Origin of the sequence: Pseudomonas sp. UMAB-08 (assembly GCF_900095225.1) — a bacterium.
Lineage (GTDB): Bacteria > Pseudomonadota > Gammaproteobacteria > Pseudomonadales > Pseudomonadaceae > Aquipseudomonas.
This window is the reverse complement of sequence record NZ_LT607416.1, coordinates 235235-259502: the sequence shown is the minus strand read 5'-3', so window position 1 is coordinate 259502 and position 24268 is coordinate 235235. Positions and strand designations below refer to the sequence as shown.

19 protein-coding genes are annotated in these 24268 nt (G+C 59.5%); all 19 read right to left on the bottom strand.

Annotated features, from left to right (window positions below; genetic code table 11):
* Positions 1 to 3 precede the first annotated feature (3 nt).
* A complete protein-coding gene (locus tag K0F75_RS06865) occupies positions 4 to 297 on the bottom strand; it encodes a hypothetical protein (protein ID WP_219061104.1) in 294 nt (97 codons plus the stop codon).
* Between the two features lie 71 nt (positions 298 to 368).
* Entirely contained in the window at positions 369 to 2078 is a 1710-nt protein-coding gene (locus tag K0F75_RS06860) for a glycoside hydrolase family 19 protein (protein ID WP_219061103.1), read from the bottom strand.
* Positions 2079 to 3199: 1121 nt separating this feature from the next.
* On the bottom strand, positions 3200 to 4111 hold the full coding sequence (locus K0F75_RS06855) for a hypothetical protein (protein WP_219061102.1): 912 nt from the start codon (positions 4109 to 4111) through the stop codon (positions 3200 to 3202).
* Entirely contained in the window at positions 4098 to 5651 is a 1554-nt protein-coding gene (locus K0F75_RS06850) for a hypothetical protein (RefSeq protein WP_219061101.1), read from the bottom strand. Before K0F75_RS06850 ends, K0F75_RS06855 begins: the two co-directional genes overlap by 14 nt.
* A 46-nt stretch (positions 5652 to 5697) precedes the next feature.
* The gene (locus K0F75_RS06845) at positions 5698 to 6105 is read right to left on the bottom strand and encodes a hypothetical protein (protein ID WP_219061100.1); all 408 of its coding nucleotides are present in this window, start codon (positions 6103 to 6105) and stop codon (positions 5698 to 5700) included.
* A 7-nt stretch (positions 6106 to 6112) separates the two neighbouring features.
* Entirely contained in the window at positions 6113 to 12556 is a 6444-nt protein-coding gene (locus K0F75_RS06840) for an SNF2-related protein (RefSeq protein WP_219061099.1), read from the bottom strand.
* Positions 12557 to 12569: 13 nt separating this feature from the next.
* Complete coding sequence (locus K0F75_RS06835; RefSeq protein WP_219061098.1) at positions 12570 to 15629, bottom strand: hypothetical protein; 3060 nt, start codon at positions 15627 to 15629, stop codon at positions 12570 to 12572.
* Between the two features lie 140 nt (positions 15630 to 15769).
* The gene (locus K0F75_RS06830) at positions 15770 to 16246 is read right to left on the bottom strand and encodes a hypothetical protein (RefSeq protein WP_219061097.1); all 477 of its coding nucleotides are present in this window, start codon (positions 16244 to 16246) and stop codon (positions 15770 to 15772) included.
* A gap of 12 nt (positions 16247 to 16258) precedes the next feature.
* Positions 16259 to 16798 carry a hypothetical protein gene (locus K0F75_RS06825; protein ID WP_219061096.1) on the bottom strand — a complete coding sequence of 180 codons (540 nt, stop codon included), beginning with the start codon at positions 16796 to 16798 and terminating at the stop codon, positions 16259 to 16261.
* On the bottom strand, positions 16795 to 17685 hold the full coding sequence (locus tag K0F75_RS06820) for a hypothetical protein (protein WP_219061095.1): 891 nt from the start codon (positions 17683 to 17685) through the stop codon (positions 16795 to 16797). Before K0F75_RS06820 ends, K0F75_RS06825 begins: the two co-directional genes overlap by 4 nt.
* 8 nt (positions 17686 to 17693) lie before the next feature.
* Entirely contained in the window at positions 17694 to 18062 is a 369-nt protein-coding gene (locus K0F75_RS06815; protein WP_219061094.1) for a hypothetical protein, read from the bottom strand.
* Positions 18062 to 18562, bottom strand: coding sequence for a hypothetical protein (locus K0F75_RS06810; RefSeq protein WP_219061093.1), 501 nt, complete (start codon positions 18560 to 18562; stop codon positions 18062 to 18064). Before K0F75_RS06810 ends, K0F75_RS06815 begins: the two co-directional genes overlap by 1 nt.
* Positions 18563 to 18690: 128 nt before the next feature.
* The gene (locus K0F75_RS06805) at positions 18691 to 19386 is read right to left on the bottom strand and encodes a glycoside hydrolase family 19 protein (RefSeq protein WP_219061092.1); all 696 of its coding nucleotides are present in this window, start codon (positions 19384 to 19386) and stop codon (positions 18691 to 18693) included.
* On the bottom strand, positions 19383 to 19652 hold the full coding sequence (locus K0F75_RS06800) for a phage holin family protein (protein WP_219061091.1): 270 nt from the start codon (positions 19650 to 19652) through the stop codon (positions 19383 to 19385). Before K0F75_RS06800 ends, K0F75_RS06805 begins: the two co-directional genes overlap by 4 nt.
* Entirely contained in the window at positions 19649 to 20038 is a 390-nt protein-coding gene (locus tag K0F75_RS06795) for a putative holin (protein ID WP_219061090.1), read from the bottom strand. Before K0F75_RS06795 ends, K0F75_RS06800 begins: the two co-directional genes overlap by 4 nt.
* A 243-nt stretch (positions 20039 to 20281) precedes the next feature.
* Positions 20282 to 21055 (bottom strand): hypothetical protein, encoded by a 774-nt coding sequence (locus tag K0F75_RS06790; protein WP_219061089.1) that lies wholly within the window; start codon positions 21053 to 21055, stop codon positions 20282 to 20284.
* On the bottom strand, positions 21052 to 21840 hold the full coding sequence (locus tag K0F75_RS06785; protein WP_219061088.1) for a hypothetical protein: 789 nt from the start codon (positions 21838 to 21840) through the stop codon (positions 21052 to 21054). The genes K0F75_RS06790 and K0F75_RS06785 overlap by 4 nt, the downstream gene beginning before the upstream one ends.
* 57 nt (positions 21841 to 21897) lie before the next feature.
* Positions 21898 to 22614 (bottom strand): hypothetical protein, encoded by a 717-nt coding sequence (locus K0F75_RS06780; protein ID WP_219061087.1) that lies wholly within the window; start codon positions 22612 to 22614, stop codon positions 21898 to 21900.
* A gap of 10 nt (positions 22615 to 22624) precedes the next feature.
* A complete protein-coding gene (locus tag K0F75_RS06775; RefSeq protein ID WP_219061086.1) occupies positions 22625 to 24259 on the bottom strand; it encodes a hypothetical protein in 1635 nt (544 codons plus the stop codon).
* Positions 24260 to 24268: the final 9 nt, after the last annotated feature.

The window sequence follows — 24268 nt, the reverse complement described above, 5'->3', positions numbered from 1 at the left end:
GGTTTATCCCATATCCGACAAGTTATAGGTGCGGCTGCCAATATCCAGGTGGATGCTCAGTCGCTCGAATCCGTCGGGCACCGCATAAAGCGACATGGCGCCGTCCGGAAGGGCGGCAACTACCGGGACATCGGCTCGAAGCTTTGCCAGGAAGTCATCGGCCGCACCCTCGGAGTTAGGACGCTGCAGGAGGGAGGCGATATCGTGCCCATAGTTCGACCCCAAATAGCTTCCGGTTGGGGTGTGCAACCAATGGTCGATCATTAGGACGATATCCTCGCCGGTTACTGTATTCATGGCCGTCACCGCTCAATTCATTGCAGCCATGCTAGGCCCGGCAGCATTGCGCTACCGGGCGTCTTTTCCGGTCAAACCGCGCCGCTGTAGGCCCCAGTGACGATATGAGCGATTCGGCGATCTTCCAGGTCGCGCGGAATGCTGGTGGGTGCCGCTGGCGCCGTGGCCTGTCTCCGTCCGCCGCCTCCCAGCGCCACGGGCTCAACGTCAGGAGCTTCGGCGATACCTGCGATGGCTGGTGCTGGCATCACCGAAATGGAAGGCGCTGGAGGCACGACCGCCATAGTGGTGGGGGTCATGCTAGAGGCCATCAAGGCAGGCGCGGCCGCTGCCGGGGATACTTCTGTCTTCTGGCTGTTCAGGCTGCCATTTTGAGCGTCAGCCAGGTACTCGCTGTACTTCTCCTGGCGATCTGCCAGGCCGTTCGTACCTCCGTTGATTTTCTTTGTGACCGCAGTTACATCGCCAGCCTTTGCAGCGTCGCCGAGCTTGTTCTTCTTCCAATACCAAGCTGCGATCTTCCCAGCGTTGTCAGGATCTTTGGCGAGGTCCGGGTTTTGAAGCAGATCCAGCCCGAGGTCTTTCCCCGCCGCCGCATAGTTGTCCTTGCCCGTTAGCTGTATTGCGCCACGACCACGGAACTTGTAGCCGTCGCCCGCCTCTGTGTTGCCCATCCGGCCGCCATACACTTTGTTGGCAATTGCCTCAGGATTGCGCGCATCGGCTTGCGCCTCAGCGTCGGTTTTGTAGTATTTGCCAAACGTCTTTCTCAGTCCGGAAGCGCCGTAGCTCAAGTTCTCTTCGTCGGACTTGAATCCGCCGGACTCATGATCCATCTGAGCCATGAACATCGCCTGCTCTTTAGGGTCAGTGATGTCCGAGTCGGCCATGGCGCGGCGCAGGCCTTGCTTAGCATCGGCGACCTTCCCTGCTGTTTTGAATGCCCCAACAACCCCTGAAATACCGGTGGCGTCCGCCGCCCGACTCGCGCCGGACTTAACCGCCGCCTTTGCGCTGGCCGCGACATCAGTAACCTTGCTCCACGCACTGCTTACCGCCTCACCGGCCCCGCCAACAATCTCACTGGCCTTAGCTCCGACGCCGTCATAGACCTTTTGCAGGTCTACGCCCGTCTTCTCCTTGAGCCAGTCTTTGGCGGACCCGGCCAGACCAGAGAGCGCCTCCCAGCCTTTTGAGGCAAGGTCCACGGCACCAGACCAAGAAGCCTGCATTTTTTCGACGGCAGCCGTCCAAGCTCCGGTCAAAGCAGAAGAAACACCGCCCCAAAGTGCGGTTGCCTCGGTAGAGACGGTCGCCCACGATGCGCTCGCAGTGTCAGATACCGTCGTCCACATGCTGGACACGGAAGCACTGACAGCCGTCCATTGTTCAGATATGCCGGCCGTCGATTGGCTCCACAGGCTGCCCATGAAGTCAGTCGTGTAGTTCCACTTATCGGTAATTGCGCCGCCGATATTGGAGTTTCTAAGGTCGCTAACCCAGCCGCCGACCGTTTCGCCGATGATATCGCCGGCCTTGTCGCCCATGAAGCCGCCGACAACCCCGCCAATGATGCCGCCGATGGCGGTACCGAGGCCTGGCACGATCGAGCCCAGAGCAGCACCGGCGGCAGCACCGGCAGCCATTCCACCTATGCTGCCGACGCCGCGACCGACAGCCGACCCGGTAGACTTGTCCTTTTCTTCCCGGGTGCCTTCTCCGCCCTCGCTGGACATGACGTCGCTTGCCATAAAAGCAAGACTGAGCAGCGATCCCAGCATAGGAATGCGCTTAAGTAGGCCTCGGCCAGCACCGCCGCCACCAGGACGCGGACCTCCGCCAGGACCGCCTCCGCCGCCGGGACCTGGGCCGCCGCCTGGGCCCGGACCTGGACCACGACCGCCACGCCTGCCTGGGCCGGGGCCGCCGCCACCAGGACCGCCGCCGGGACCTGGGCCGGGGCCGCCACCGCCGCCCCTCGTCCTACCTGGGATCAGGTTTGAAAGCGCCTTGACGCCAGGAATAGCGCCTAGAAGCTTGAATATCTTGCTGAAACCCGCGAAGAACTTAGCAAACATCGCCAACAGCGGACCAAAAAGCAGGGCCATGATGCCCATGATGCCGCCGCCACCAGATTCTCCGGCTCGACTGCCCAGCACCAGGTCGCGCAAGCTCCGACGAGTCCCGCGATTGTTGACTTCGTCATCTCGACGTTTTTGGGTCATCTCCCGCCAAAACTTGCGGTACCAGCGGTCTTGTTTCTTGTCCTCGCCACCACCAAAGATTTTGCTAAACCCGCGAGAAAGGGGTTGGGCTATCTCATTGAATGCCTTGACCGACGGATCAGCCTCGTCGCTACCTTGCCCAACTTCACGAACCGCTCCAACCAGTCGCTCTCCGATGCCGCCAAGAATCCCAGCGGACCGACTGTCAGAATCATCGCCAGAGCCGCCGCCGCTACCGCCGCCACCACCGTCAGGATTGCCCGGATCGCCGCTTCCGGCTCTGCGACGGAAACGGCCGCGCTCATCCCGTCCGCCAGGCGAGGCTGGCGGAGATCCTGGCGGCGTAGGTCCTGGAGCTGTGCGATCGTCGCGCGAAGGCGGAACAACCGTTGGAGGCGGTGTATCTGGCGCTGGAGGCGGCGTGTCTGGGCGAGGACCACCGCCCGCCGAGTCTGGCGCGGGAGTGGGAGTAGGTGCGGGCCCGCTGTCGCTTGGGGCTGGCGGAGGGCTCGAGCTGCTGTCGCGAGAGGGTGGCGTATCGACAGTGGGTGCCCGCACTGAATCACCGAGAGCCCCCTTTATGGCTCGCAGCTCGCTGTAGATATCGTCAAGTTGATCGCCCAGCGCCTCAATCTTGGCGCCGAGTAAAAACCCGTCGGAGTCGTGTCTAATATCCATCAGGGCACCATAAACGTGTCAATTTGCGTGAACGACATTTGCAGCTCTTCAAAGCCATCCTCGCGGCGCGAAAGCCCCACCTCGCAGCTCACCGGACGGTAAAGACCGGCGCTCTGAAAACCGCCGCCCTCCGTGATGTAGGCGTGCAAAACCTTGAAGGTGATTGCGTAACTTGCAGGAACTCCGAACGTCCCATCCCGCTTCGCCACAGCAGAGGCGTGCTCTTCAAACCAGCGCTTTATGGTCCCGTTCTGGTCATCCAGAGTCGTGAAGCGCAGGTCAACCGCCTCGCTCGATGTCGGACAGTCAACTGACGCTCCGCCAACTCTTCTCTTGTCGCCGGAAATGTTGACCAGGCTTATCTCGGCGTCCGCACAGAACAGGTTGAAGGTTTCCGAGAAGTCGCCGCCCACCTCGCTCGTCGCGCTGATCATGTAGAGGTTCTTTTTACTGCGACGGATGCTGATAATTTCGTCATGGATGGCAATCGCCTCTGTTGGCGAAATGTCAGCAAAGGCCCGATTTGCCGAGCCCATGAATCGGCCTTGGCTCATTGTCCGGCCTAGGACATTGCCCAGCAGCTTGCTCCCAGCGCTAGACGAAAGCCCTGTGAGGACGGCCCCCTCCCAGTCTCCCTGCAATAGCTGCCCACCAGCCTGCGCACCAGAATTAATAAGGCCGCGCACCTGAGGAGGGATGTAGGAATTGATTTTGCTGCTGATTATCCCGGCGCCCATGGTGGAGGCCGCCTTTGTCGCGGCGCTGGCCAGCTTGCCGCCGCCGAGAGCGCTGCTCGCAAATGAGCCCAGGCTATTAGCCCCGGACTTGATGCCGCTCTCTACGCTGCCTAGAAAATTCTTGGTGACGCCGATGCCTGCCAGGCTGTCTTTGACGCTGCTATACAAACTCATCCCCGCCTCCTGCTGGCTTGGCGTCAACAATCTTCGCGTAGAGCACGGCCTGCTCTTTGTCGAGCATCATCGTGGTAGTGAGGAATGACTCCATGAGCTCTTTGGTTGCGCCCATATCCTTGAGCTGCTGCATGGTTTGAGCGAGCGTCATGCCGACACCCATGGCGTCCATGCGAGTGCGCTGTTTCTCGGCTTCCAGCGCGCTAATGCTGCCGAAGAAATTGATATTCCACGGGCGATCGGACGGCTTAAACACAACGCCATAGCGGTGCATCGTGTGAATATCGATCACGTTGTTGAAGCATTGAGCCAGGGCAACGCGCAGGATGCGGGCGCGCTCGGCCGCCTGGGCGCTGGTGCGGAAGAAGCCGCCATCCCCTAGGCCGCCAGATAACTGGTCAGCAAAGCCAACCATGGAGAGGTCAACGCCGATCGCCCCGGAGGTGAGGCGGGCATGAAGCATGACGTCCTCGATGCCGATGGTGCCGGTTCGCCCCGGCTGCTGGCCAAGGCCCTGGAGCGCGGTGAGCTGCTTATCCCCATTCACTGGAACGATATGGCGGATCTTTTCAAAGATGGGCTTTCCGCCCTTTACCGCCTGCTCGGCAATGTCCTTCGAGCGCTGGAGCATTCGCGTAATGCTGCTGGCGAACTTCTCCTGCTTATCCTTGCTCATGTCGTTCATGTTGAGCGTCATGATCTGTTCGTCGATGGAATCCAGCCATCGCTGGCCGACGAGCCCAAGAAGGCTCGCGCTCAGATTCTGATAGGGCTCTTCGGCGGCATAAATCAGCGAGCCGCCGACCATTGACGGCATTAGCGGGAGCTTATCCATGTCGTCCTCGCGCAAGGACTGCTTGAGGCTCTTCTCGATTACACCGAACTGTGGCACCCATTGAGTGCGCGGCATCTTCATACGCACCATTTGCAGCCCGGTCATGGGCTCAAAGTTGCGCTCCCCCACCGAGACGCTGTAGCCGACCGTCCGAGATCCGCGCTCGTAGGGCTGCACCAGTGGCGGCCGTATCAGCTCATCCACCATCATCCCAATAACGCCATCCTTAGGCTTGGAGAAGATCCGGGCGTACGAGTCGCCGAAAATGCCGGCCAAGTAGGACATCTGGAAGGCGTGATCGTTGAACATTCCAGAGAGGTCGCTGGCGATTTCATCCACCATGTTGGCGAGCTTGCTGTCCTTCTCGACCGACGCCTTTTTCTCGATGAAAACGAGCTCGCCACTGGTCTCGTGCCCGCCAAGAGCGGAGGTGACAAGTAGGCCAATGGACGTAGAAACAATGGGATCGGACTCCATTTGAGCCCAGTCGCTGTATATCTGGTCGCGCGACCGCGCGCCGCGCTTGCCTGAGGACATCAGACTGGCAACTGTGGTCATCCCAGAGCCATACATGACACTGAGGTTTTGGGTGATGTCGCTCGCTGGCACTACATTCTCGGCCTCCCACTTCTTGGCGGGCGTGCCGCCGAAGAGGTTTAGCCTGGAAAGCAATCCGCGCCGCTGCGCTTTGGGGGTAGTAGTCATGGCACGACTCTATGTCACGCCATGACTGGGTCTTGCGGGGGTTTTCCTAGCGGGAGTGCATGTCTTCATCGTGCAGGGTGTAGGCGTCTCCAGCATCTACATCCAGCACGAACTGACAGGTTCCGACAGCCTGCGTTGCAAGGTACAGCGTCCGAAACTCGTCAGCCATTACGATGGTGAGGAGCGGCGTAGCGCCCTGATAAGTTGCGCGCACCACCGCATCATCCCGGCCCCCGTAGTCGCGATCGGACTTGCGCAACTCATCCTTGAGCGCCCACCAGTACGGGCCGTAGTCCAGATAGCGCAGCGGATCACCAGCCAGACGACGCTCCATCACGCCGAGCGCATACCCGGCAAGATCGGAGAAGCCTTTGTTTGCCTTTAAGGCGGCGGCCCTTTCGCTGGCCGCCTCCTTTATCAGGGCTTCATCAAACAAAAATTCAGTAAAAGCCATGATGTCCTCAGCCCTTCAATTCAAGATCTTCAGCGGCGCGCGGGAAGTCGCTCACCAGTTGTTCCCATGCGCCGCGGCGAATTGCCCAGCACTCCTGCCGACCATTCCACTTGGCCTTCTGGCCGTCTTTAAGAGCATAACTCTTAATGCGGTCCTTCCATTCCATGGTTTTACCAGTCACGTTCACCAGGTCAGTTGCGCTTGCATTGCTGGCCAGTGGCGTCGCTGTCTCTCCGGGAGCATTGGTAGCGGCAGCCTCCCGGATCATGATTTGGACGGAAAAGCTAAGGTAGGCGGAGACGTCACCCTCAAGATCAACCCACGGCACCAAGCTCTGAACGTAGGCAGCTACGCGAGCGCGAAGCTGATCGCCGTCACCACCCTCGTCAATCAGAGCCTGAATATCCTGCTGCAGCACGAGCGGCTTGATTATGCGCTCAAGATCAAAGCGCCCAGACACGCCCAGATCCACAAGCTTGGCCTGCAATCCATTGGCGACCGCGTAGTCGCGCATGGCGTCAACTTGGCGAAGGCCCGGATCCTTTGCTTGAACATCGAGCGTGTTAGAGACCACAAACGACGACCCTTCCCAGCGCTGGATAACCTTCGCCTGCTCCGCCTGAATGCGGGCATTGAGCTCGCTATCGCCTTCTGTTTGGGCGACGACGATCGGGTAATACGGCGCCGGGAGCTGGTACCCGTAACACGAGTACGCCACCAGAACCTCGGTCTCGCGAAAGCTGGCAACCTCAGGGCAATGGCTGCTGAACAGGCTCATCGTGCGGCCTTCGCGCTCAGCCCCATCTTCCATGCGCGCAGCTTGGGCGAGACAGTTGTCATATTCAGGAGTGCCTGGATATACGACCTCTCCCATCAGCACGATAGCCGACAAGCTGAAGTTTTCACGCTCCGTACCCTCCCAAACGCCAGAGCAGGTTGAGGAATAGCCCGCGAATGACTTAGCAGAAACCACGGCCAAACCGTAGGTCTCACCCTTGCCGCGAATGAAGCAGCCCGCGACCACCGGGGTATCGCCGATAATCTCGCCCTCGCCATCACTGATCGCTTGAGCCACGCCAGGCGGCATGCCGCCAACCTGGCCAGCTTGGCGGTCGTAGGTCTGAATCGCCTGATCGCGCATAGATTTGGCGGTACTTACCTCGGCATGCCAGTCACCTACCAGCTCGGAGTCTTCGACCGTCACAACAACAAACGCAAGGCTGCCAACGCGGCCATCCTTAATTGACCGCACAAGATCAGAGCCTCGCGACTCGCCCCGCTTTGCCTTGGCCAAGAACTCCAGCACCAGCGCGCGAATATCGATAGGAGCGGAGCCCTCTTGGCGCACATAGCCGCGCTGGGTACTGCTGTAGTTCGCCGGATAGAAGCCTGCAGCCTCGGTAATCATGCGCTCGATGCCGCGCTCCTTTACCTCGAGCTCGGCCAGGAGAGCCTGATTTTTCGCGCGAGCCGATTCCGAGGAGCGCTCATTGCCCAGACGATTACGCACCTGCTGGCTTGCAGCCATGGCCGCCATTAGTGCGGCTGTGCGGCGAGCGATCCAGTCAATTGCGGTCGAGTTGTCGGCAAGGAACTCATTCTGCTTGACGATAGTGTCCAGGTTGATGCGCTGGCGTCCGCGATTGCTCGTCGCGCGCGCCTCTGCTTCCTTGGCCGCCATCGCCGCCTGAATTCGGGTTACCGCGTCCACATCGCCAATCACGTCGATCAGTGCATCAGCCTGCTCATTGCTGATATTGCCCTTGATATCGATCGACTCACCGCCTTCCTTGCTCATCAGGGAGCCGATCCAGTCTGCCTTGCTGGCAACCAGGCTACGCTTGGCGGTATCGAACGTGCCGCCAGCGTCATATTGATAGATCGCTACCTTCTGAGTCTGATTGCCCTGGCGAACCCCTCGCCCATTGCGCTGAATCAGGCTGTCAGGCGTCCAGCCAATCGTAAGGTGATGGATAGCCTGTGTGCCCTTTTGCAGGTTGATCCCCACCTCCGCCTTTTCGTTAGCAATGATGACGCGGTACTTATTGTCATCGCCGGCGGCATTGAACCCGTTCTGAATATCCATGATCTGCTCGGGCGTGTTGTTGCGCTGCCCGGTGATGATGGCGATCGCTGCAGCCGGAACGCCGGCGCGCTTGCTCAAAAGGCGACGAACCTTGTTATGCAGTGCGATCGCATCACAGAAAACAATCTGTTTGGCGTAGGGGATCTTGTCGCCGTTGTCGTCGATGCCGCGCGGAGTGGATGCTTCGGCCTGTACGTTGGCCAGCAGCGCTGCAAGCTTAGGCGACAAACTCACATCCAGGCCCACGCCCATGGCTTCGGCCATCGCCTCGAACTTATCCTGCATGTCGGGCGATTGGGTATCTATGGCTACGGCAGGACCGTCAATCCAAGCGCGAACCGGGATTTTGAAAGTCTGGCCAACCACTTCGCCATCGGCATTGCGGCGAGTTTTCACGCTCAGGGCGCTCTCGGCTGTCGCATTCGGCCCCGGGCGATCCCGCTCCTCGGTAAAGCCCTTGGCATTCCACGCATCCACCAGCTTTTGGGTAGCATCCTGCTCGCCCTCGGCAGTGAGATAGCGCGTCAGGCGCCGGTCTAGATCCGGATCAAGGATCAATGCCGACATTTTGCGCACCAGGTTGAAGGGATGACCAACCAGATTGACGGGCTCGCCAAAGTGACTTGATACCTCCTCAAATGCATCCAGGTCGCCGCGATTCTCGCTACGGCCCGACAGTTCGTCGGCGGCGAATCGGTACGCTTCCTTATAGAGGTTAAGGCGCTCAACAATCGCGGTCGGCAGAGTAATGCTTGTCGCCTGCTCGGGAGAATCTGGAACAGTGATCTGGCCGCCTACATCCTTGGCGCTTTTGATCGTCGCCACCGAGCTCAACGACTGGCGAAGGATGTCGGCATTGTTGAGCCCGTGGAACACGTTGACCGCACGGGTCTGCCCATCTATCGATTCGTCGTCTTCGTTCTCGATATGGCATACGGCGTTCATAAACCCATCGGCACCGCTGGTACCGGCAAACATATCGTTTACGCGGTTGTGGCCAGCTGCAAGGCTCAGCATTGAGTAAATTTCAAGCGGGCTGTTGGTGATCGGCGTAGCCGTGAGCAGCATTACTCCGTCGCCACGGTCAGAGCCGCCACGGATTAGCCAGGCCTTTGCCTGGGCATCGAGACCGCAACGGGCAGCGGGACTGATCGACAGGTATTTGCCCCCTTTGAAGTCAACCGTAGTGGCCGAGTTCTTGAAGATATGAGCCTCATCCACCACCAGCGAATCAATGCCCATATCTTCCAGGTACGGCGCTGCGCCAGGCTTATCGCCAAGAATGTCCAAAATGGTCTTGGCCTTACCCTTGGCCCGCTCGTCTGTCTTGCGATCCTCGCTCTCGGCAAAGGATTGGTCAGCTGAGCGCATGAAGGCCTCATAACCGGCAATCGATTCGACTTTCAATCGGATGCGCTCGAAGGCCTGCATGGTCATGAAGATTTTGCTGTGCCGGTTCTCGAGCACCCGGTTGAGATCCTCATCATAGTTGCTTGAGCTAACGGAGGCGCCGCCCTTGCCGTCTTCGCGCAAGCCGATAAATAGGCAGTCATCCATGCCGGTGTACGCGCGCTGAGCCTCCTTCCTCCAGTTCGACAGCACGCTGTTAGGCACGATGATGGCCGTCTTCTTCTTGACACCGATCGACTGCACGTATTGCACCAATGCAAGCGCGGTGAAGGTCTTGCCCAGGCCAACGTCAAACCCATTGATGCCGCTAAAGTCGCGACTGCGCTTGCGCACCTCGGCATTCTGGTAGCCATGCAAGGTCAGGTCTGGGTTCATGCCGGGAATCACCAGCGGGCTTTCGTCTTCGAGCTGGGTAAAGCGCAGCTTGAACGGATCGGATACCTGGGCCTCAAGACGACCGATAACGGCGGCATTGCCCCGTGCCCAGCCGTTGAACTGTTCGTTTGCAGTGCCAATCAGCGTGCGCAGCTCTTTGATAGCGTCCGCGTCCTTCATGCTCAGCTTCACGCCGCCCAGCGTGAGGGTGCCGTTCTTGAGGTATGCGCCGACTCGACGGATCAGCTTTTCCCGATCGGTGAGATTGCTTCCTGGAATGTCAAAGCCGATTTCCTGCTCGGAGGTCTTGTCGTTGAACAAAACCACCGCGCCGGGATGGACGAAGCGGCGCAGGAACTCCGCCTTCTCCTCGATCGTGACGTAAGGGCTGAACAGGTTGAAGGTGATTTTGCTCACGTCCACTCGATCCAGGCGCGACGCCGCGACCGCCCTTTGGCGCATCAGCCTGGCGCGCAGAGCCTCATTAGGAGCAGCGGCCATCTGCTCGTCAATGCGAGCGCAGAACTCACCGTAGTTGCCGACGTAGTAATCGTCAGCTCGGCTCACCTGTTGGCCATCGCCAGAAATCGCCCAGGAATCGTCCGCCATCGGGTCAAAATCGGCCCCGTAGACAGTTCGCGCCTGCTCCAGGGTTGCCCAGCTGGACTTGTTCTCATAGAGGACGCCTTCAAAGCCAGACGCGGCAGCCACAGACGTGATTGGGGCCGACTGGATGTCGCCTCGCCATACAGCGCTGAAACCAGTTTTGCGATTGTAGTGATTGGCGATTTCGCCCAGGCCAACCCGCGCCAATCCAGACAAGCCCTTGACGCGGCGTGCCGGGGCGGACTGGCTGTTGAGGCCTGCGGACAGGAATGGGTACTCTTGCTCGAAGTTGGTACCGCTATCGCGGCCCACCTCATCCAGGACCTGAGACACGGCCAGCCCGACCAGAACAGGCGACCATGCGGCAGCGCGAGCATCCTCGCCAAGCTTGTCCAAAGAGGACATGGTAGACGCGAGCCAGCCAGGAATATCAAGAGCTTGCGAAGTGCTCGTCATGTATTGCATGAGGGTTTTAGCCTCGTCGAATGACTTTGCTTTTCGGAAAGCAGCGTAAGCGTCCGCGAAGTCCCCCAGCAGGGCCGCCCCGTTGACGTCCGTAGCCGCAGCAGCAAGCGCAAGCCACTCACCATCCTTGAGCTGCAATGTCTGGCCAGCCTGGGTGATGGTGTCGCCTTCGGCATAAATGATCGGGGCCGTTTCGGAAGCCTCAAGCAGATTCCAGTCAACGCGGCTCTTTGGCAGTTTGCGCATGAGCTTGGCGATATCCGGTACCGACGCAGGATTCGTCACCCGGTCAACATCGCGGAACTTGGTTGGATCCTTCGGAACGAATTCACCCAGCACGAACCGTCGGCCATCGCCGGCGAAGTATTTGCCGTCAAGGTACTGATCCCACAGGACATTGGCCTCGCTGAGCTTGGCCGGATCTTGCTCCTGCAGCTCGGCGATCTTCTCGGCAGCCGCGCGCGAGTATTTGCGGAAGAAGATAACGTCGGTGATGGTGTCAGCACTTGCCGAGCCGAACACGGAGTTTGGCAGCCGGAAAGCCCCAAGGAAGTCAGCTTTGAAGCTGGCACGCAGGCGCAGCTTGGCGTCGCCGCCGTCACGCCCACTGGTGCAGCGAGGCGGCACGAGGAAAGCTGCCAGGCCGCCTGGCTTCAACTTGTCCAGGGAACGCAGGATGAAATAAGCCTCCAGCGTCTCGCGCTGGTATTTCGGGTCCAGGTTCTGGTTGCCGCCGCGATCTGCCACGGTGCCAAACGGCACGTTGGTAACCACGGCGTCATACATTTCATCCGGGGTCGCCGCCGCCACACGCTCGAACGGGCTGATCGTGGTGGTGTAGCCTGCCCCGTCGTTAACCAGCGAGTTAATGCCGCCCGACACGGTGTCGAGCTCTACAGCATCCACTGCCGCGCTGGCCGGAGCTGTTGCGCCAAAAATGCCCGTGCCCGCGCAAGGATCGAGCACCTTGCCCCCCGAGAAGCCCAGTCCTCGCATGGCGTCCCAAATGCCCTCGGCAATCGGCTTGGGAGTGTAATACTCGTAGGCCGACCCTTTCTTGCCATCAGCACCGATCAGGGCGCCGCCGTTGCCGGTGTAGCCCGCCAAGATCCGCCGTGACTCATCGGTAAGACTGTCCTTATCGATCTCTCCCGACTGAACCTGATTCAGCAGGCTGACAGCGGCATCATTGGCCTTTTGCCGCTTGCCCCGCGTCGCCTTTTCGTTGAATTCGTACAGGCCGCCATTGCGCGTGCGCGGTGAGGCGTTGATCTGGATTGGCTCGTCACTGAGCCGTAGGGATGCGCCCGGAACCTCGGTCGCCAAGGCCCCAAGGTCGGTGCGGATCTGGTTCGCTCGCTTGATAAGGCCCAGCCGCTGCATAATCGCAGCGGCCCCTTGAGCCAATTCCAGCAGATCCTTTCGCACTTTCGCCAGCTCGGTAACAAGCCTCAAGCGGACCATGATGGTCGCCGTGCTCATTCCCGAAACATCGTCAAAAAACCGCATATTGTCCCCTTACTTATAGGCTGGCGGTTGCTTGTTCCATCGCCCGCTGATAAGCCATGACGGCCTGCTCAACCAGCGACAACATTTGCTCGTCTTCCGAGTTCCGCTCGAACACCTCGCCGATCTGATCGCCAAGCTCTGGCGCCAGGATGTCGGGCAAGGTGTTATTGAGGATCGATTCTAGGAAGGTGCGGTCTGCCGCCTGGCTCGAACTTTCCTGAACGGACGCTTGAGGGGGCAAGTCGTCAGCCTTGAGGGGCTCTAGGTCGGTGACTATCGGTATTTCTGGGGCGGTCGGCACTTCTGGGATTGCCGACACTTCCGCCACGGGCAGTTCAACTGGCGCTGCCGGAGGGGTGGAGGCCGGCTCTTCGCTGATCGCAAATAGGTCAGGCGTCACGATGGAATAGGCGCCCTCGCCATACTCTTGGTCGAGCTTGCGGTTGGCTGCCTCAATGATCTGTTGCAGGGTTGCCGATTCCGACTCTCCGAACATATCAACGGTCTGGCCGCGCTCAGCCTCTTTGCGAACGAACTCAGCCATGGCCTTGAAAGCCACGCCCAGGCGCTTGGCGGAGCGGTTGTTCTCGCTGATAAACAGGGCCATCGCGGCAGTTGCTGGCGGGATATCACCAAACAGGCCGAGCTGGCTGATGGCTTCCTGCACACTGGTCCCTTCGGCGCGCGCTTTACGCACCAGGTTTGTGGCCTCGATGATCGCCTCGACCGCCTGACTGTTTAGCGAGGTCACGACGCTATCGACTAACTTGCCAGTCAAACCCTTGGCGCTGTCCGCATCTGCCGCTTGAGCGAGAATGAATTCAGGAGCGCTCACGTTCAGCGCCTCGAGCACGTTGGCCACCTCTGGACGGCTGGTGTCGGCGGTCAGCTCTAGCAGGCGGTCGTCGTTGTACGCTTTGGCAAAGATGGCCGCTTGAATACGGGCAATGAGTGCGCCAGTAGGCTGGCCGCCGGACGTCATGTATTGCGCCGCCTCGGTGTCACCAAGGGATTGCAGGAAGCCGTTCACGAAGTCGCGATTAGAGGCTGCCAACAGATTGCCGTCGTCGCCCAGCTTGTTCAGAAGTGCGGAGTCCAAACGGTCGGCGTCGGCCTTGGCTTTCTCGGTACCGGTCAGAGAGAGCTTGTCGTCCTGATTGGCCTCAATGGCGAACATGCGACGATCAATGTCCATCGATGTGCGCACGCGAACCAAGACCGGGGCCTTCATGGTCTTGATATGCTCGGCATCCAGGCCGAAATAGCCAGCCTCAGCTATCAGCCACTCACGATATTCCTCAGCATTACCGGAGCGGTAAGCTTCCTGGAGCGCCATGGTTCGGCCGTTTCCGGACTCGACCACGCGGTCTGGACCAACGATGGGCGCGCCGCTGTCGGCCCGCTGCGTGCGGCCAAGGCTGTCGGGATCAATGTTCCCAGCCGTTTTCTGCACCCATTGAATCGAGCTGTCACGGCTACGATCGCGGGGCTGGAACAATTGTGGATAGTCAGGGTTTACCTTGCCGTTGATGTCGTGCGAAGCGATCAGCTGGTCGGCCTCGACCACGGTGAAGCCCGTTTCGACCTTGGTACCCTTGGCGGTTTTGACCGTATTGATCACGCCCTCAGGAACAAGCATTTTCGCCTTGCCGGATGCTTGAAGCGCTTTCCATTCCGGGGTTACCTGCATGTTGGCAAAGGCCGCCTCAGGCGTCTCGGCTGTAGCGCCGCCGACAATGCTGCCGTCCAATGCCACGAAGTACGCCATCTTGCTTTGGCGATCAAAAGCCCAGGAGCCGAACTGGGTGACGTTCAGCGCTTGCGGGATTGGCGTGCTGGAGCCCATAAAGGCAGGCTTGGTCTTGCCGAAAACGTCAGCCTCTTCACCCCAGGCCACCACGGCGGCGGCTGCTTTGGTGTCGTCGCCCTGAGTGCCAGCCGGTGGATCTTCTGGCTCCAGCGGGGCAGGAGCAACAACCTCGGCTTTAGACACACTGGCTAGCGTCACTGGCGCGAAGTAAAGGTCGAGCTCGACGTTGTTGCGGGCCAGCTCGTCGATGCTGATATAGCCCAGCTCGGCACCCTGGCCAAGGTCGGCAGAGCCAAACGCCTGCTCGGTGCCCTTGCCGCTGGCGTCCTTCTCAGTGATGTACCAGTCAGCCCCGCCTTTGAAGTAATGCAGGTAGGCGGTGGCTTGGTCGCCCTTTCCGTCCTGCTCGTAGGTCTTGGCCATGCCGTCAATAATCCGGGCGAGTATCTGGGCCTTATCAATGAACTCTGCCCCTTCTTCGCCACGCATCGCTTCGGCAATGGCGCGATATTGCCCGCGACTCAGGAACTGCCGGAAGCCATCGAGCGCGGCCAGTCCATCGGCGGAGGTCGCGGCCTTGATGGCTTCGGGAGCGTTCTCGGCCTCGATGTCGGCGATCTCAATCTGGCTTTGCAGGGATTGGAGCTGACCTTCAAGGGCCACGATCTCGCCGTTAAGGGCGGTGATGTTCTGGAGGCGCTCTGTACGCTTGGCGTTCGCTCGGCCAAATGCCGCGCTATTGCGGGAGGCCAGCTTCATGATGCGGCGGCCGACTTCGCGCACAGCCAGGTCGGTGCCGCGCTCGGGGGCGACCACGATGGTGATGTCTTTCTTGTTGAGCAACCACTTCCACGAGATCATCTCGTCAGTCGGCAGGATCTTGCCGGGGGTGGCGTCAGGGTTGTGGAAGTAGACCGAAACCGTCTGGCCGTCACTCAGCTCGAACAGGGCGACGACGTTGGCCACGCCTACCTGCTTGAACGGAGCCGAGACCTGATTCGCTACCACGGTCAGGCTTGGCGTTGAGCGGTTCATGACCGCCATCAGGGAGTTGACCTTGCGAGCCAGGCGTCCGAACGGGGAGATAATGGCGTCGAAGGTTACGGACGGCTCAATCGCCTCGCTGCCGTCCATGATTTCAGCCATGGTCACGCTATCGAACATCAGGCCATCCGTGTCGTTGTGGCGGACGCGATACAGAAGCTGGTCGAGGGTCTGCCCTTTAGGCATGGCCTGGTCGTTCCATTGGATATTGGAGCCCATTACGTTTCCTCTGCCCCGATGGGCATGGCGGTTGATATGAGCTCATGGTAAGCAGCCGAAAGGGGCTGATTTGGCGCGCTTTTCCGGTAGGCGGGCACAAAAAAAGCCCCAGTGAAGGGGCTCCCGAATACCTGCCGCAGTTACGCGGCCTTTCGCTTCGATAGCTCTTGCTCGGCCTGGGCGATCGCGTCTTTGAGTGCGTCGCGCTTCTCGGTAAGCACTTGCTCCATGCGCGGGGCCGCCGTGCGAATGCTCGGAGGCAGCTTCACCTTGGTTCTGGCCAGCTTTTGCTGGAAGGCTGTCCGACTGGCATCCAGCTGGCCGACCACTTCGGCGATCGCCTTGGCGTGGTCGTCCTGAGCTCTCACGGGAATAACCTTGCCATTGAGCAGCACCTGGAAGATGTCGCCCGTCTGCTTGATCCGCAGAATCACCTTCTGGGAGTCTGCAAATACCAGCAGCAACTCGCGATAGCTGACGTCGCTGGTGCGGCGAACCTGAGGGCTCACGTCAACCTGCACAGGTGCTGCGCCGGCGCGGGTGAAATACTTGGCCACTTGCTTGGTGGCGCGATCCTTGGTGCTCAGATCGTCAAACGAAAACAATAGATTGGCCATTGTGGCTCCTGATTACTTTATTGGTGCGCTCGTAGGCACGTTGAGGTTGCCCGTGTGTTTATGCAGCTGGACACTTACACCATCGCTCGTCATGTCGCCGCCGGTCTGGGTAACGGGGCCTTTCGCTGCAATTGCCGCCGCTGCCATGGCTAGCTGCTCAGGTGTGAGGGTGATAGTGGTACCGCCCACCTGCAGCAGCAGGCTCTCCCCGGCAATGAGCCGTATCTGCTTGTCTGCCAGGATCTCGACGTTGGCGTGATGCCACCGACGCCAATCGACGGAGTTACCCTGGGTGGGGTTGCGCGCGCCGGTGATGATCGGGAACCTCGGGTCGCCCTGGATGAACTCAATCCACACGGGATCGTTTGGCAGTATCTCGATCTCGGTAGGGGTTCCCTGACGACTCTTATCTCCTATCGGGTACTCGATCTCAGCAATAAGACCGCTTTCGGCACCCTCGGTCACACCAGGCACATTGATAATGCAGGTGCGACTGATCTGGTCATAAGAGGTGACCACAGCAGGCCAGCGCCCAGCCAATAACCCGCTCATGACTCAAGCCTCCCAAGCCACAACTGAGTGCTTTGCTCAGGCGGGTCGCCATCGACTCCGGCGGCAAACAGGGTCGCCCCTGTCATTATCACCAGCGGATCGCTACCCGGGATCTCTGCAATGTCGCCAGCCGCTAGCCTCTCGTCGTACTTGACCTGGGCCGTCTTGGTCAGCACCAGGCAGGACGTCATGTTACGCAGGGATATCTCCGAAACGCCCGGCTGGAAGCGCGCAGACCGTTCCTTGGCCCGATTCCCGTACACAAACGCTCCGTCAGCATCCAGCGAATAGAAGAACGGTATCTCGTGGCGCTCAAGGAAGCCGCTTTGCACGTCCTCCGTGGGGCCGCTGATCGTGGTGGCGGGCTTCTGGGTGAACAGTCCGCGCAATGTCATGAATTCGAGCCTGCCGCTCTTCCAGCGAACCACGCCGCCCCCTTCTTGCAGGGCGCGGGCGATGTGATAAGAGGGAACCTCGCCGGCCAGGCAGACGAAGCGAGATACGGGGAAGTCGCCCTGAATGCCTTTCAGCTTGGCGCCGGTACTGCGATAGACCTCCGAAAGCGCGGCGTTTGCCTTGATGATTGCCTTGGTTTTGACATAGGCGATTTCGCGCACGCACCGCAATACAGCGATGAAGGTCGTGAACTCCGCCTGCTGTCCGCCCTGAACATTGCCAGATCCGCCGCTCTTCGACTTGATGATCTCAAGCTCGTAGCCCGAATAGGTGTTGATGATGCTGCCGACAACGAAGTGCTGCCTTGAATCGCTGTCCACTCGAATAGTGGCCTCCAGCGTCACCGGTACCGGGGCCAAGTCAGTGCGCAGGATGGCCCGCTTGATGAAGTCGCCCCGAACCAGCTTGTCTTTGTTGTAGTACAGCTCCATAGCCCCACCTAAACCGTAAAGGCCTCGAAGAAAAACACCCGGCGAGCGAAGTCCGCCTCGTACTGATTGATATCGCCAGCGACCTCGGAAGAAGATCGGCCAAGCCCGGACGCGCCAAGCATTGCCGTTGCCTCCATGTGCAGGGCCGTCTCTCGCTCGACATACAGCAGGAACAAAGGGCGAATCTCCGCCCATTCCGAGACTGTGATATCCAGGCTTTCGTCAATCTCGGCCTCGCCCGCCGACAGCTTTGAATATCCCGCGTAAAGGCTGACAGCCGCGACGGCCTGAGCCGTCACAGAGTCAGGTGCGAGAATGTTGGCCACGCCGCGCTCTTTATCCAAGAAGCGCCCAACGAGACTCGACAGGGCTGCCATTAGCGATAATCCGTCGAGTTGCCTTCGCTCACTTCGCCGTAGTAGTGATAGAACATGGTGCCGGAGAACAGCAAAGGCTGGGAACGGTTCTCCCAGTCGCGGTCGGTGTCATCGATTTTCATGAAGCAATCGCGAATCGACTTGTAGCGCAGGTATTTGGAGGGAGTGCCTTCATAGATCTTGGCGTTGAACGTGCCGCCGTTAGTGATGATATCCACCAACATCTGATCGACGAGGCCCGCAGTCGGCTCCAGAAAGGAGACCTGGCCCTGCTTTGCAGACTCGATCTGTTGCGGCTCGAACATCTTGCCGCCCAGTATCGACGGGATCTCGATTTCGCCACCGACACTCGTTACAGGCCATGGGCACTGCTTGGCCAGAAGGTAAAGGCCTTCAAAGCCCTCAATCTCGAACGTGAAGTCCGAGTTGATGATTTTTTTACCCAGTGCCTTCGATGCGTCATAGAAGTCGCTGAGGTACTGTTGATTAGATACAGTCATGACTGTCGTCCTGATCGGATGGGTTGCTTGTCTTGGCCATACAGCCAACTCAGACAAAGTACCCATCCGCCAGGGTGCGACTTGCTCGGCTTTTCCATTTAGGGCGCCGGGCATCCCGATACATCATTTCAGCCCATAATGACGCCCATCTGAGCGTTTTTAAGGGCCTTTAGAGCTCGATCGTAACGCTTTGCGCGATCGGCCAGGCCGGTATCACCGCCATTGATGATCTTGGTAGCCGCACCAACATCCCCTTTGTCGGCTGGCTTGTTGAGCCCATATTGCGACCAGTACCAGCCGGCGGACAGGGCCGCATGCTTCGGGCCTTCGAGCAAGTGCGGCTGTGCAACCAGATCAGCGCCGATCCCACGACCACAGGCGACATATTGCTCCCGGCCAGTCAGCTGGATCAGTCCGCGCCCGCGAAAGCCCCAGCCATCCCCGCTACCGCTCGACCCGTTCCCCATGCGATTGGCGTAGCAGTTGTTCGCAATCTTCTCAGGGTTTCGTGCCAAGGACAGCGCAAGCGCGTTCGGTTTGTACTTGCCGTCAGCGCCACGGACGTAGTTCCCGGCGCCGTCCTTCTCGGCGTAGCGCGACCGCCAGGTAGCAGCAAGACCTTCCGCGCCGTAGTTCAGATTCTCCACCAAGGCAGAAAAGTCACCCGACTCGTGGCCCGTCTGCGCCAAAAACATCGCTAAACGCTCAGGACTGACCGCCAGGCCAAAGCGGTCAACTGCCAGGCTGATTGGCTCAGCCCATGCCTGGGCGACACTGGCACTACAGCCAACAGCCGCCTGCAAAACATTCGCGTTAAGTTTCATTCTCTTCCCCGGAACAGATCAGCCAGATTGCCGCGACTCCGCACGAACAGCAGGCATGCAGCAACCGCCAGCACCGCTTGCGACGGGGAAGGATGCTGGCGATAAAACAGGATCTCGACTGCGCCGCACAGGCACGCGGCAATGATGGCGGCGGCTGCCAAGCTGATCAGGCGCCGGTACCGAGCCCCGTTACGCTGGTAGCAGATCAGTCGTAGGCCCCCAAGCAGGTAAGCAGCCAAAGTGATTCCAGTTAACCAGGCCGTCATGGTCTACCTCCTAGATCGTCGTCACGGCTACGGCGGCCGCGAGCCCCGAAAACCCCAAGAACTGACGCAATGTCCAGCTGCTCCGCCATCACAGACAGGCGCAGCGCAACAGGAACGGCGCAGACCGACGCGAAGAAGGCAGCCGCCGCAATAGAACGGATGGGGGTTTGATTGATGACTTCCGAAGCCAGCACATAGCCGGCCCCAGCGGAAATAAACAGCGACAGCAAGCGCTGCCACCACCGCAAGTCTCTTTTTGTGCTGGCGATAAGCGCGGCGCCAAGGGCTGCCCCGAGCAATGCGTTGCCGTCGATAAACGGCATTGACGCTGCCACGCCTAGTCCCGCTGTCACAGCAAGCGTTGTGCTGCTTGCAGGCTCTGCCATGTCTGTACACCTTAAATTTAGCGGCCGCCCAACACCTTCGATAGTTGGCCGATCGCTTTGGCTATGACGCCACAGGCCCTAATGACTCCGTTCAAACGGTTGCCAATAGCGGCCTGCACCTTGCCCTCTGACTCCTTGTTTTTCCGCCAATCCCCGAAAGGCTTGCCTTCAAAAAAGTCACCGATATCACTTGCTTGCATATCGAGTGCGCTGCTCAGGGGCGTAGCCGAATATAAGGCGAGGCTATGCGCCAGATTCTTGTGGTTTTCCACCCAGGTATTTCGCAACTGCTGTGACTGTGGAACGAGCTGGAAATCGGGCGCACTGCGCTGGCGCGGTGCTCTCCTTGCGTGCTTTTACAACGATGCCTGCCTTGTCAAAGCCAAGACTGAAAAGATGGTGGAGTTTCTCGCGCCCAACCTCGAAGGCGTCCAGCAACCTGACGAAGGCGCTTTCCGGGAAGCCAGCGATAACCTGCATGCGCTCGAGCAGCAGGCGGTCCAGGTCGGAATCACTCAAATCGGCGTCAGCTTCTTCGTTCGGGACGAGCTGCGCTGCCATCAAGGCGAACTGCCAATAAGCAAAGCCATCGATGTCGTCCAGAGAGCCGCTTAAGCGCTCCGCAGAGCAAACGAGCCGGCCAGTGAGCTGGCGCACGCGCCAAACATCACCCTCAAGCTCGATACCTTCAACGTCGTCTGCCGGATAGCTGGCGCTACCATCGAGGTAGTCCCCGTAGTGGGTTTCGACGTCGCCGACTTTGCAGACCATGAAGTTCGGGCCGTCATCGTAGGTCGAGGCCATGTAGTGCGTAACAGCCAGGGTTCGCTCCTGGACTGTCCACTGATCAACGTCCAACATGCTCTCGTCGGGGATCACGGCACTACGCAGGAAATAACTGTGCGCCGCCTCGATTCGATGCTCAGGCATCGCGGCCAGGGCAATCGCATCGCGGATCGGCAACTCGCGAAGCTGAGCGGTAAAGCGCGCAGTCCGCAATGGCGGGAAATGGATCATGCTGATGTTCCTCGGTTCTTGAGCGCCATCCAATCGAAGCGATCCATGGCGGTAAGCGTGCTAAAGGCAACGGGCAGGCTCAGCTGCACGAAGCGGCCAAGCGCATCAATAGGCGAGCCAAGAGGTACGCCGACGCTTTCAAGGACCAGCGGGCCATAGGTTCGGCGCTTATAGGTGATGGCGATGAGCGTTGGCGCAATAGAGGGAAGGGCAGCCTGGACAAGGGTCTTATCCCCTTTCGCAAAATCAATGGCAGCGGTCACCATTGTTCCTTCCGGCGCGAGCTTTTGCGGAAGGCCCCACTGCATTAGCTGGTCAAGCGGACGCTCTACTTCAACGTCCGGATCTCTCCAGGCGCGCAGGAGCAACGTTGCCGTGAACTTGACTGGTGGCATGCCGCTGAATATCTGGGTCGAGTTCAGTTTGGTGATACCTGTTCTACCCTTCGCAGCATCTAGGCCCCCGCCAACGGCGTTCTGGATAGATTTTGGAGCCCGGTCCACGATCGGCTGCAAGGCCCCTGACTGGAGCATTGCCATTAACGCCGGAGCCTTGCTGTCCGGGCCGGACTGCTCGAATGGGGACTGCCAGTTGAATACAAAGTCCAGCGTGGTTTCGTCAGCCATGGCCGCCTTAACCACAACATCTCCGATCCGCTTGCACGTATGGTCCACCTCAAAGATGGAGGCAACCAGATGCGGATTCAGGCCATCCCACATAGAGGTAATTTCGTTCAGCGGATTGAGCGACGCCGCGCCCGTTCCCGTACCTGTATCTATCGGCATTGCCGTTCCCCATAAAAAAGGCGGCCGTATGAGGGCCGCCATTTGCCTAGGCTTGAGTTACAGGCCCATGCGACGGCTGATCTTCATCGACTTCATGCGACGAGCCTTTGCACCAGCAGAGCGGGACTTCATGCCCGCCTTGCGGATCGAGGCTTTCTGCTTGGCCGAGAGGCGGACCACGCCAGAGACGCGCTTGTTGATTCGCACCTTCTTGCCGCCACGGATAACCATCTTCTTGCGATAGGTGGCGTCCATGGTTGCGCTATCGAAGGCCGGCTCTTGGTCGGTGGAGTCATTGAACGCGAAAGCATCAATGGCCTTGGCCGCCTCGTCGTCACCATCCGGGAGGCTGGTAGCAACCAGGTCACGGATACGAACAGCGGCGTCCGCGTCCCAGTCGTTGAGCAGAGAGCTGATATCGTCGTCCTCAGCGCCGCACAGGGACAGATAGTCCCAAGCTGCCTCGAGTGCGACCTGGATAACTTCCTGCTCGTCGTCGTCAAGCTCGCCATCTTGATTGCTGTCCGCAATACCTACGAACAAGGCCAACAGCCGGTCAGCACCGCTTTCGCCGTCGTCCAGGTCGTCGTCGCTCACCCAAGTCAGGATTGCGGCTACCGCATCCTTGCGGGCCTCACGGATCTCGCTTTCGGCTGCGCTGTCGAGGGTAAAGTCCCCGGCTGCAGCGTCGAGCGTGATACCGGCAGTCTTCTCAGACTTCGCCGGCTCAGCGGGCACGTACATCGCGCTCCGCAGGTTGTTAATAAGGTTCATTGATCGCTCCTTAGCGGCTCAGGGTTTGAGTGTTTTCGATCTGGCGGGTGGTGCCGTCGTATCGCAACTTGTACTGGACGACCATTTTTTCGTATGGCCGGGTCGAATCAGGCACCACGACAAACTTCCACGCGGCTCCGCCCATCTCTGGGTCATCGCTCGGAACCAGCCAGTCAGATGCCTGGGCATCTTTGAAAAGCTGGGTCAGGTAGTCCTTCATGCGCTTGAGGGCAATCTTCATCGGCAGTTGCAGAATGTCCTTGCCGAAGCGAGAGATCGCGTCGTCGATGGAGCAGGACATATCAGCTACGGCGATCAGCTTTTTCAGGCTGGAATCGACCATTGCGCAGGTCAGGGAGTCGCGCCAGACGTAACGGCCGCCGCCGCTGTACACCTCATAGGTAACAGGGTTGATCTTCGCGCGGGCCAGGGCGCTCAGTTCCTGCTTGGTAGGGGTGTAGGTCTGGACGATGCCGGAGCGGTTGACCTTCCATTCACGACCAGCAACCGGGTAGTTCTTCTTGGAGAAGCCCTTGCTGTTCTTGATGGCGTTACGTGCGCAGCAGAAAGCAGCATTCAGTGCCGACGTGCCGAGATAGATCTTCCCGTTGGTGCCGGTCGGATCAGAGGCCTTGGCCGGATGCCAGAAGGCGTGGATCAAGTGCGCAGTAGTGCTCGCGCCAAGATTCAGCTGCTCAACAAAGCTGATCGCCTCTTCGGCGTTCAGGCCGCCCGGAATGTCGACCTTGAGCTGAATGTTCGTCTCATAGGCCAGTTGGACGAGCTGGGCAATCAGCGCTGGCGCCTTGCTGCCGGCGGAGGCGATATAGCCGTAATCGAACTGCGTACCTTGAAGCTGCTCGCGCGCTCGAACGTAGTCGTCAGTCGTGTAGGCGGTACCGCCCTCAACGAAGTAGATCAGCGTGGCCGACTCAGCCCACTTCTCCTGGTAACTTTCGTTGTAGCCGTAGGCGTCCGAAGTGACTGCCACGGACTCAATGGCGCCAGTGATCAGCTCCAGCGAGTCGGTACGCTTTTCGATCACCTCTGGCAGGTAGGTCGATTTGCCCGAATCATCCTTCGCGCCGCGAACCAGCGAGCCGGTGTATTCGGACAGCTTCTCGTCATTTGCATCCAGGATCTGGAGCGTAATGACGCTGTTTGCCGCCTGAACGCCAGCGACGCGATTCTCTTCGGCGCGGAAGCGCACCTTGATACCGTCGTTGAAGCAATCCAGGTGGCGCAGGGCCAGGAAGAAGCCAGGCTCAGGCTCGTCATCCGATACGGAGAAGGTGAAGCCCGGCCCCTCGGCGGCCGGAGTTACGACAATCCAGCTAAGCACGGCCGCCGAGGTCGAAAGACGCGAAACGACAGCCTCATAAGCGCCATTGTTGAGCGACTCAACAACCTGCACCCACGCCTCGTTCAGCTCGCTCGCGCGCAGGCTTTCGCCCTTGCCCAGCAGCTTTTTGACATTGCCGGAGTTGACCTTGAACGCCTTGTCGATGCGGCCACGGGTAGCGCGCAACATGGTAGCGATGATCTGGTCGGAGTTTGTGCCTGCCGGCAGCTCCGAATCATCCTGCAGCGGGTTGGTCTGGATGCCAGACTCAGAGCCCAAGCTGCGCACAAAAGATACGCTCATGCTTTTATC

Bases quoted from the DNA above. Each gene is read 5' to 3' on its own strand.
- K0F75_RS06865 (WP_219061104.1), bottom strand. From the start codon at position 297: ATGAATACAGTAACCGGCGAGGATATCGTCCTAATGATCGACCATTGG.
- K0F75_RS06860 (WP_219061103.1), bottom strand. From the start codon at position 2,078: ATGCTGGGATCGCTGCTCAGTCTTGCTTTTATGGCAAGCGACGTCATG.
- K0F75_RS06855 (WP_219061102.1), bottom strand. From the start codon at position 4,111: ATGAGTTTGTATAGCAGCGTCAAAGACAGCCTGGCAGGCATCGGCGTC.
- K0F75_RS06850 (WP_219061101.1), bottom strand. From the start codon at position 5,651: ATGACTACTACCCCCAAAGCGCAGCGGCGCGGATTGCTTTCCAGGCTA.
- K0F75_RS06845 (WP_219061100.1), bottom strand. From the start codon at position 6,105: ATGGCTTTTACTGAATTTTTGTTTGATGAAGCCCTGATAAAGGAGGCG.
- K0F75_RS06840 (WP_219061099.1), bottom strand. From the start codon at position 12,556: ATGCGGTTTTTTGACGATGTTTCGGGAATGAGCACGGCGACCATCATG.
- K0F75_RS06835 (WP_219061098.1), bottom strand. From the start codon at position 15,629: ATGGGCTCCAATATCCAATGGAACGACCAGGCCATGCCTAAAGGGCAG.
- K0F75_RS06830 (WP_219061097.1), bottom strand. From the start codon at position 16,246: ATGGCCAATCTATTGTTTTCGTTTGACGATCTGAGCACCAAGGATCGC.
- K0F75_RS06825 (WP_219061096.1), bottom strand. From the start codon at position 16,798: ATGAGCGGGTTATTGGCTGGGCGCTGGCCTGCTGTGGTCACCTCTTAT.
- K0F75_RS06820 (WP_219061095.1), bottom strand. From the start codon at position 17,685: ATGGAGCTGTACTACAACAAAGACAAGCTGGTTCGGGGCGACTTCATC.
- K0F75_RS06815 (WP_219061094.1), bottom strand. From the start codon at position 18,062: ATGGCAGCCCTGTCGAGTCTCGTTGGGCGCTTCTTGGATAAAGAGCGC.
- K0F75_RS06810 (WP_219061093.1), bottom strand. From the start codon at position 18,562: ATGACTGTATCTAATCAACAGTACCTCAGCGACTTCTATGACGCATCG.
- K0F75_RS06805 (WP_219061092.1), bottom strand. From the start codon at position 19,386: ATGAAACTTAACGCGAATGTTTTGCAGGCGGCTGTTGGCTGTAGTGCC.
- K0F75_RS06800 (WP_219061091.1), bottom strand. From the start codon at position 19,652: ATGACGGCCTGGTTAACTGGAATCACTTTGGCTGCTTACCTGCTTGGG.
- K0F75_RS06795 (WP_219061090.1), bottom strand. From the start codon at position 20,038: ATGGCAGAGCCTGCAAGCAGCACAACGCTTGCTGTGACAGCGGGACTA.
- K0F75_RS06790 (WP_219061089.1), bottom strand. From the start codon at position 21,055: ATGATCCATTTCCCGCCATTGCGGACTGCGCGCTTTACCGCTCAGCTT.
- K0F75_RS06785 (WP_219061088.1), bottom strand. From the start codon at position 21,840: ATGCCGATAGATACAGGTACGGGAACGGGCGCGGCGTCGCTCAATCCG.
- K0F75_RS06780 (WP_219061087.1), bottom strand. From the start codon at position 22,614: ATGAACCTTATTAACAACCTGCGGAGCGCGATGTACGTGCCCGCTGAG.
- K0F75_RS06775 (WP_219061086.1), bottom strand. From the start codon at position 24,259: ATGAGCGTATCTTTTGTGCGCAGCTTGGGCTCTGAGTCTGGCATCCAG.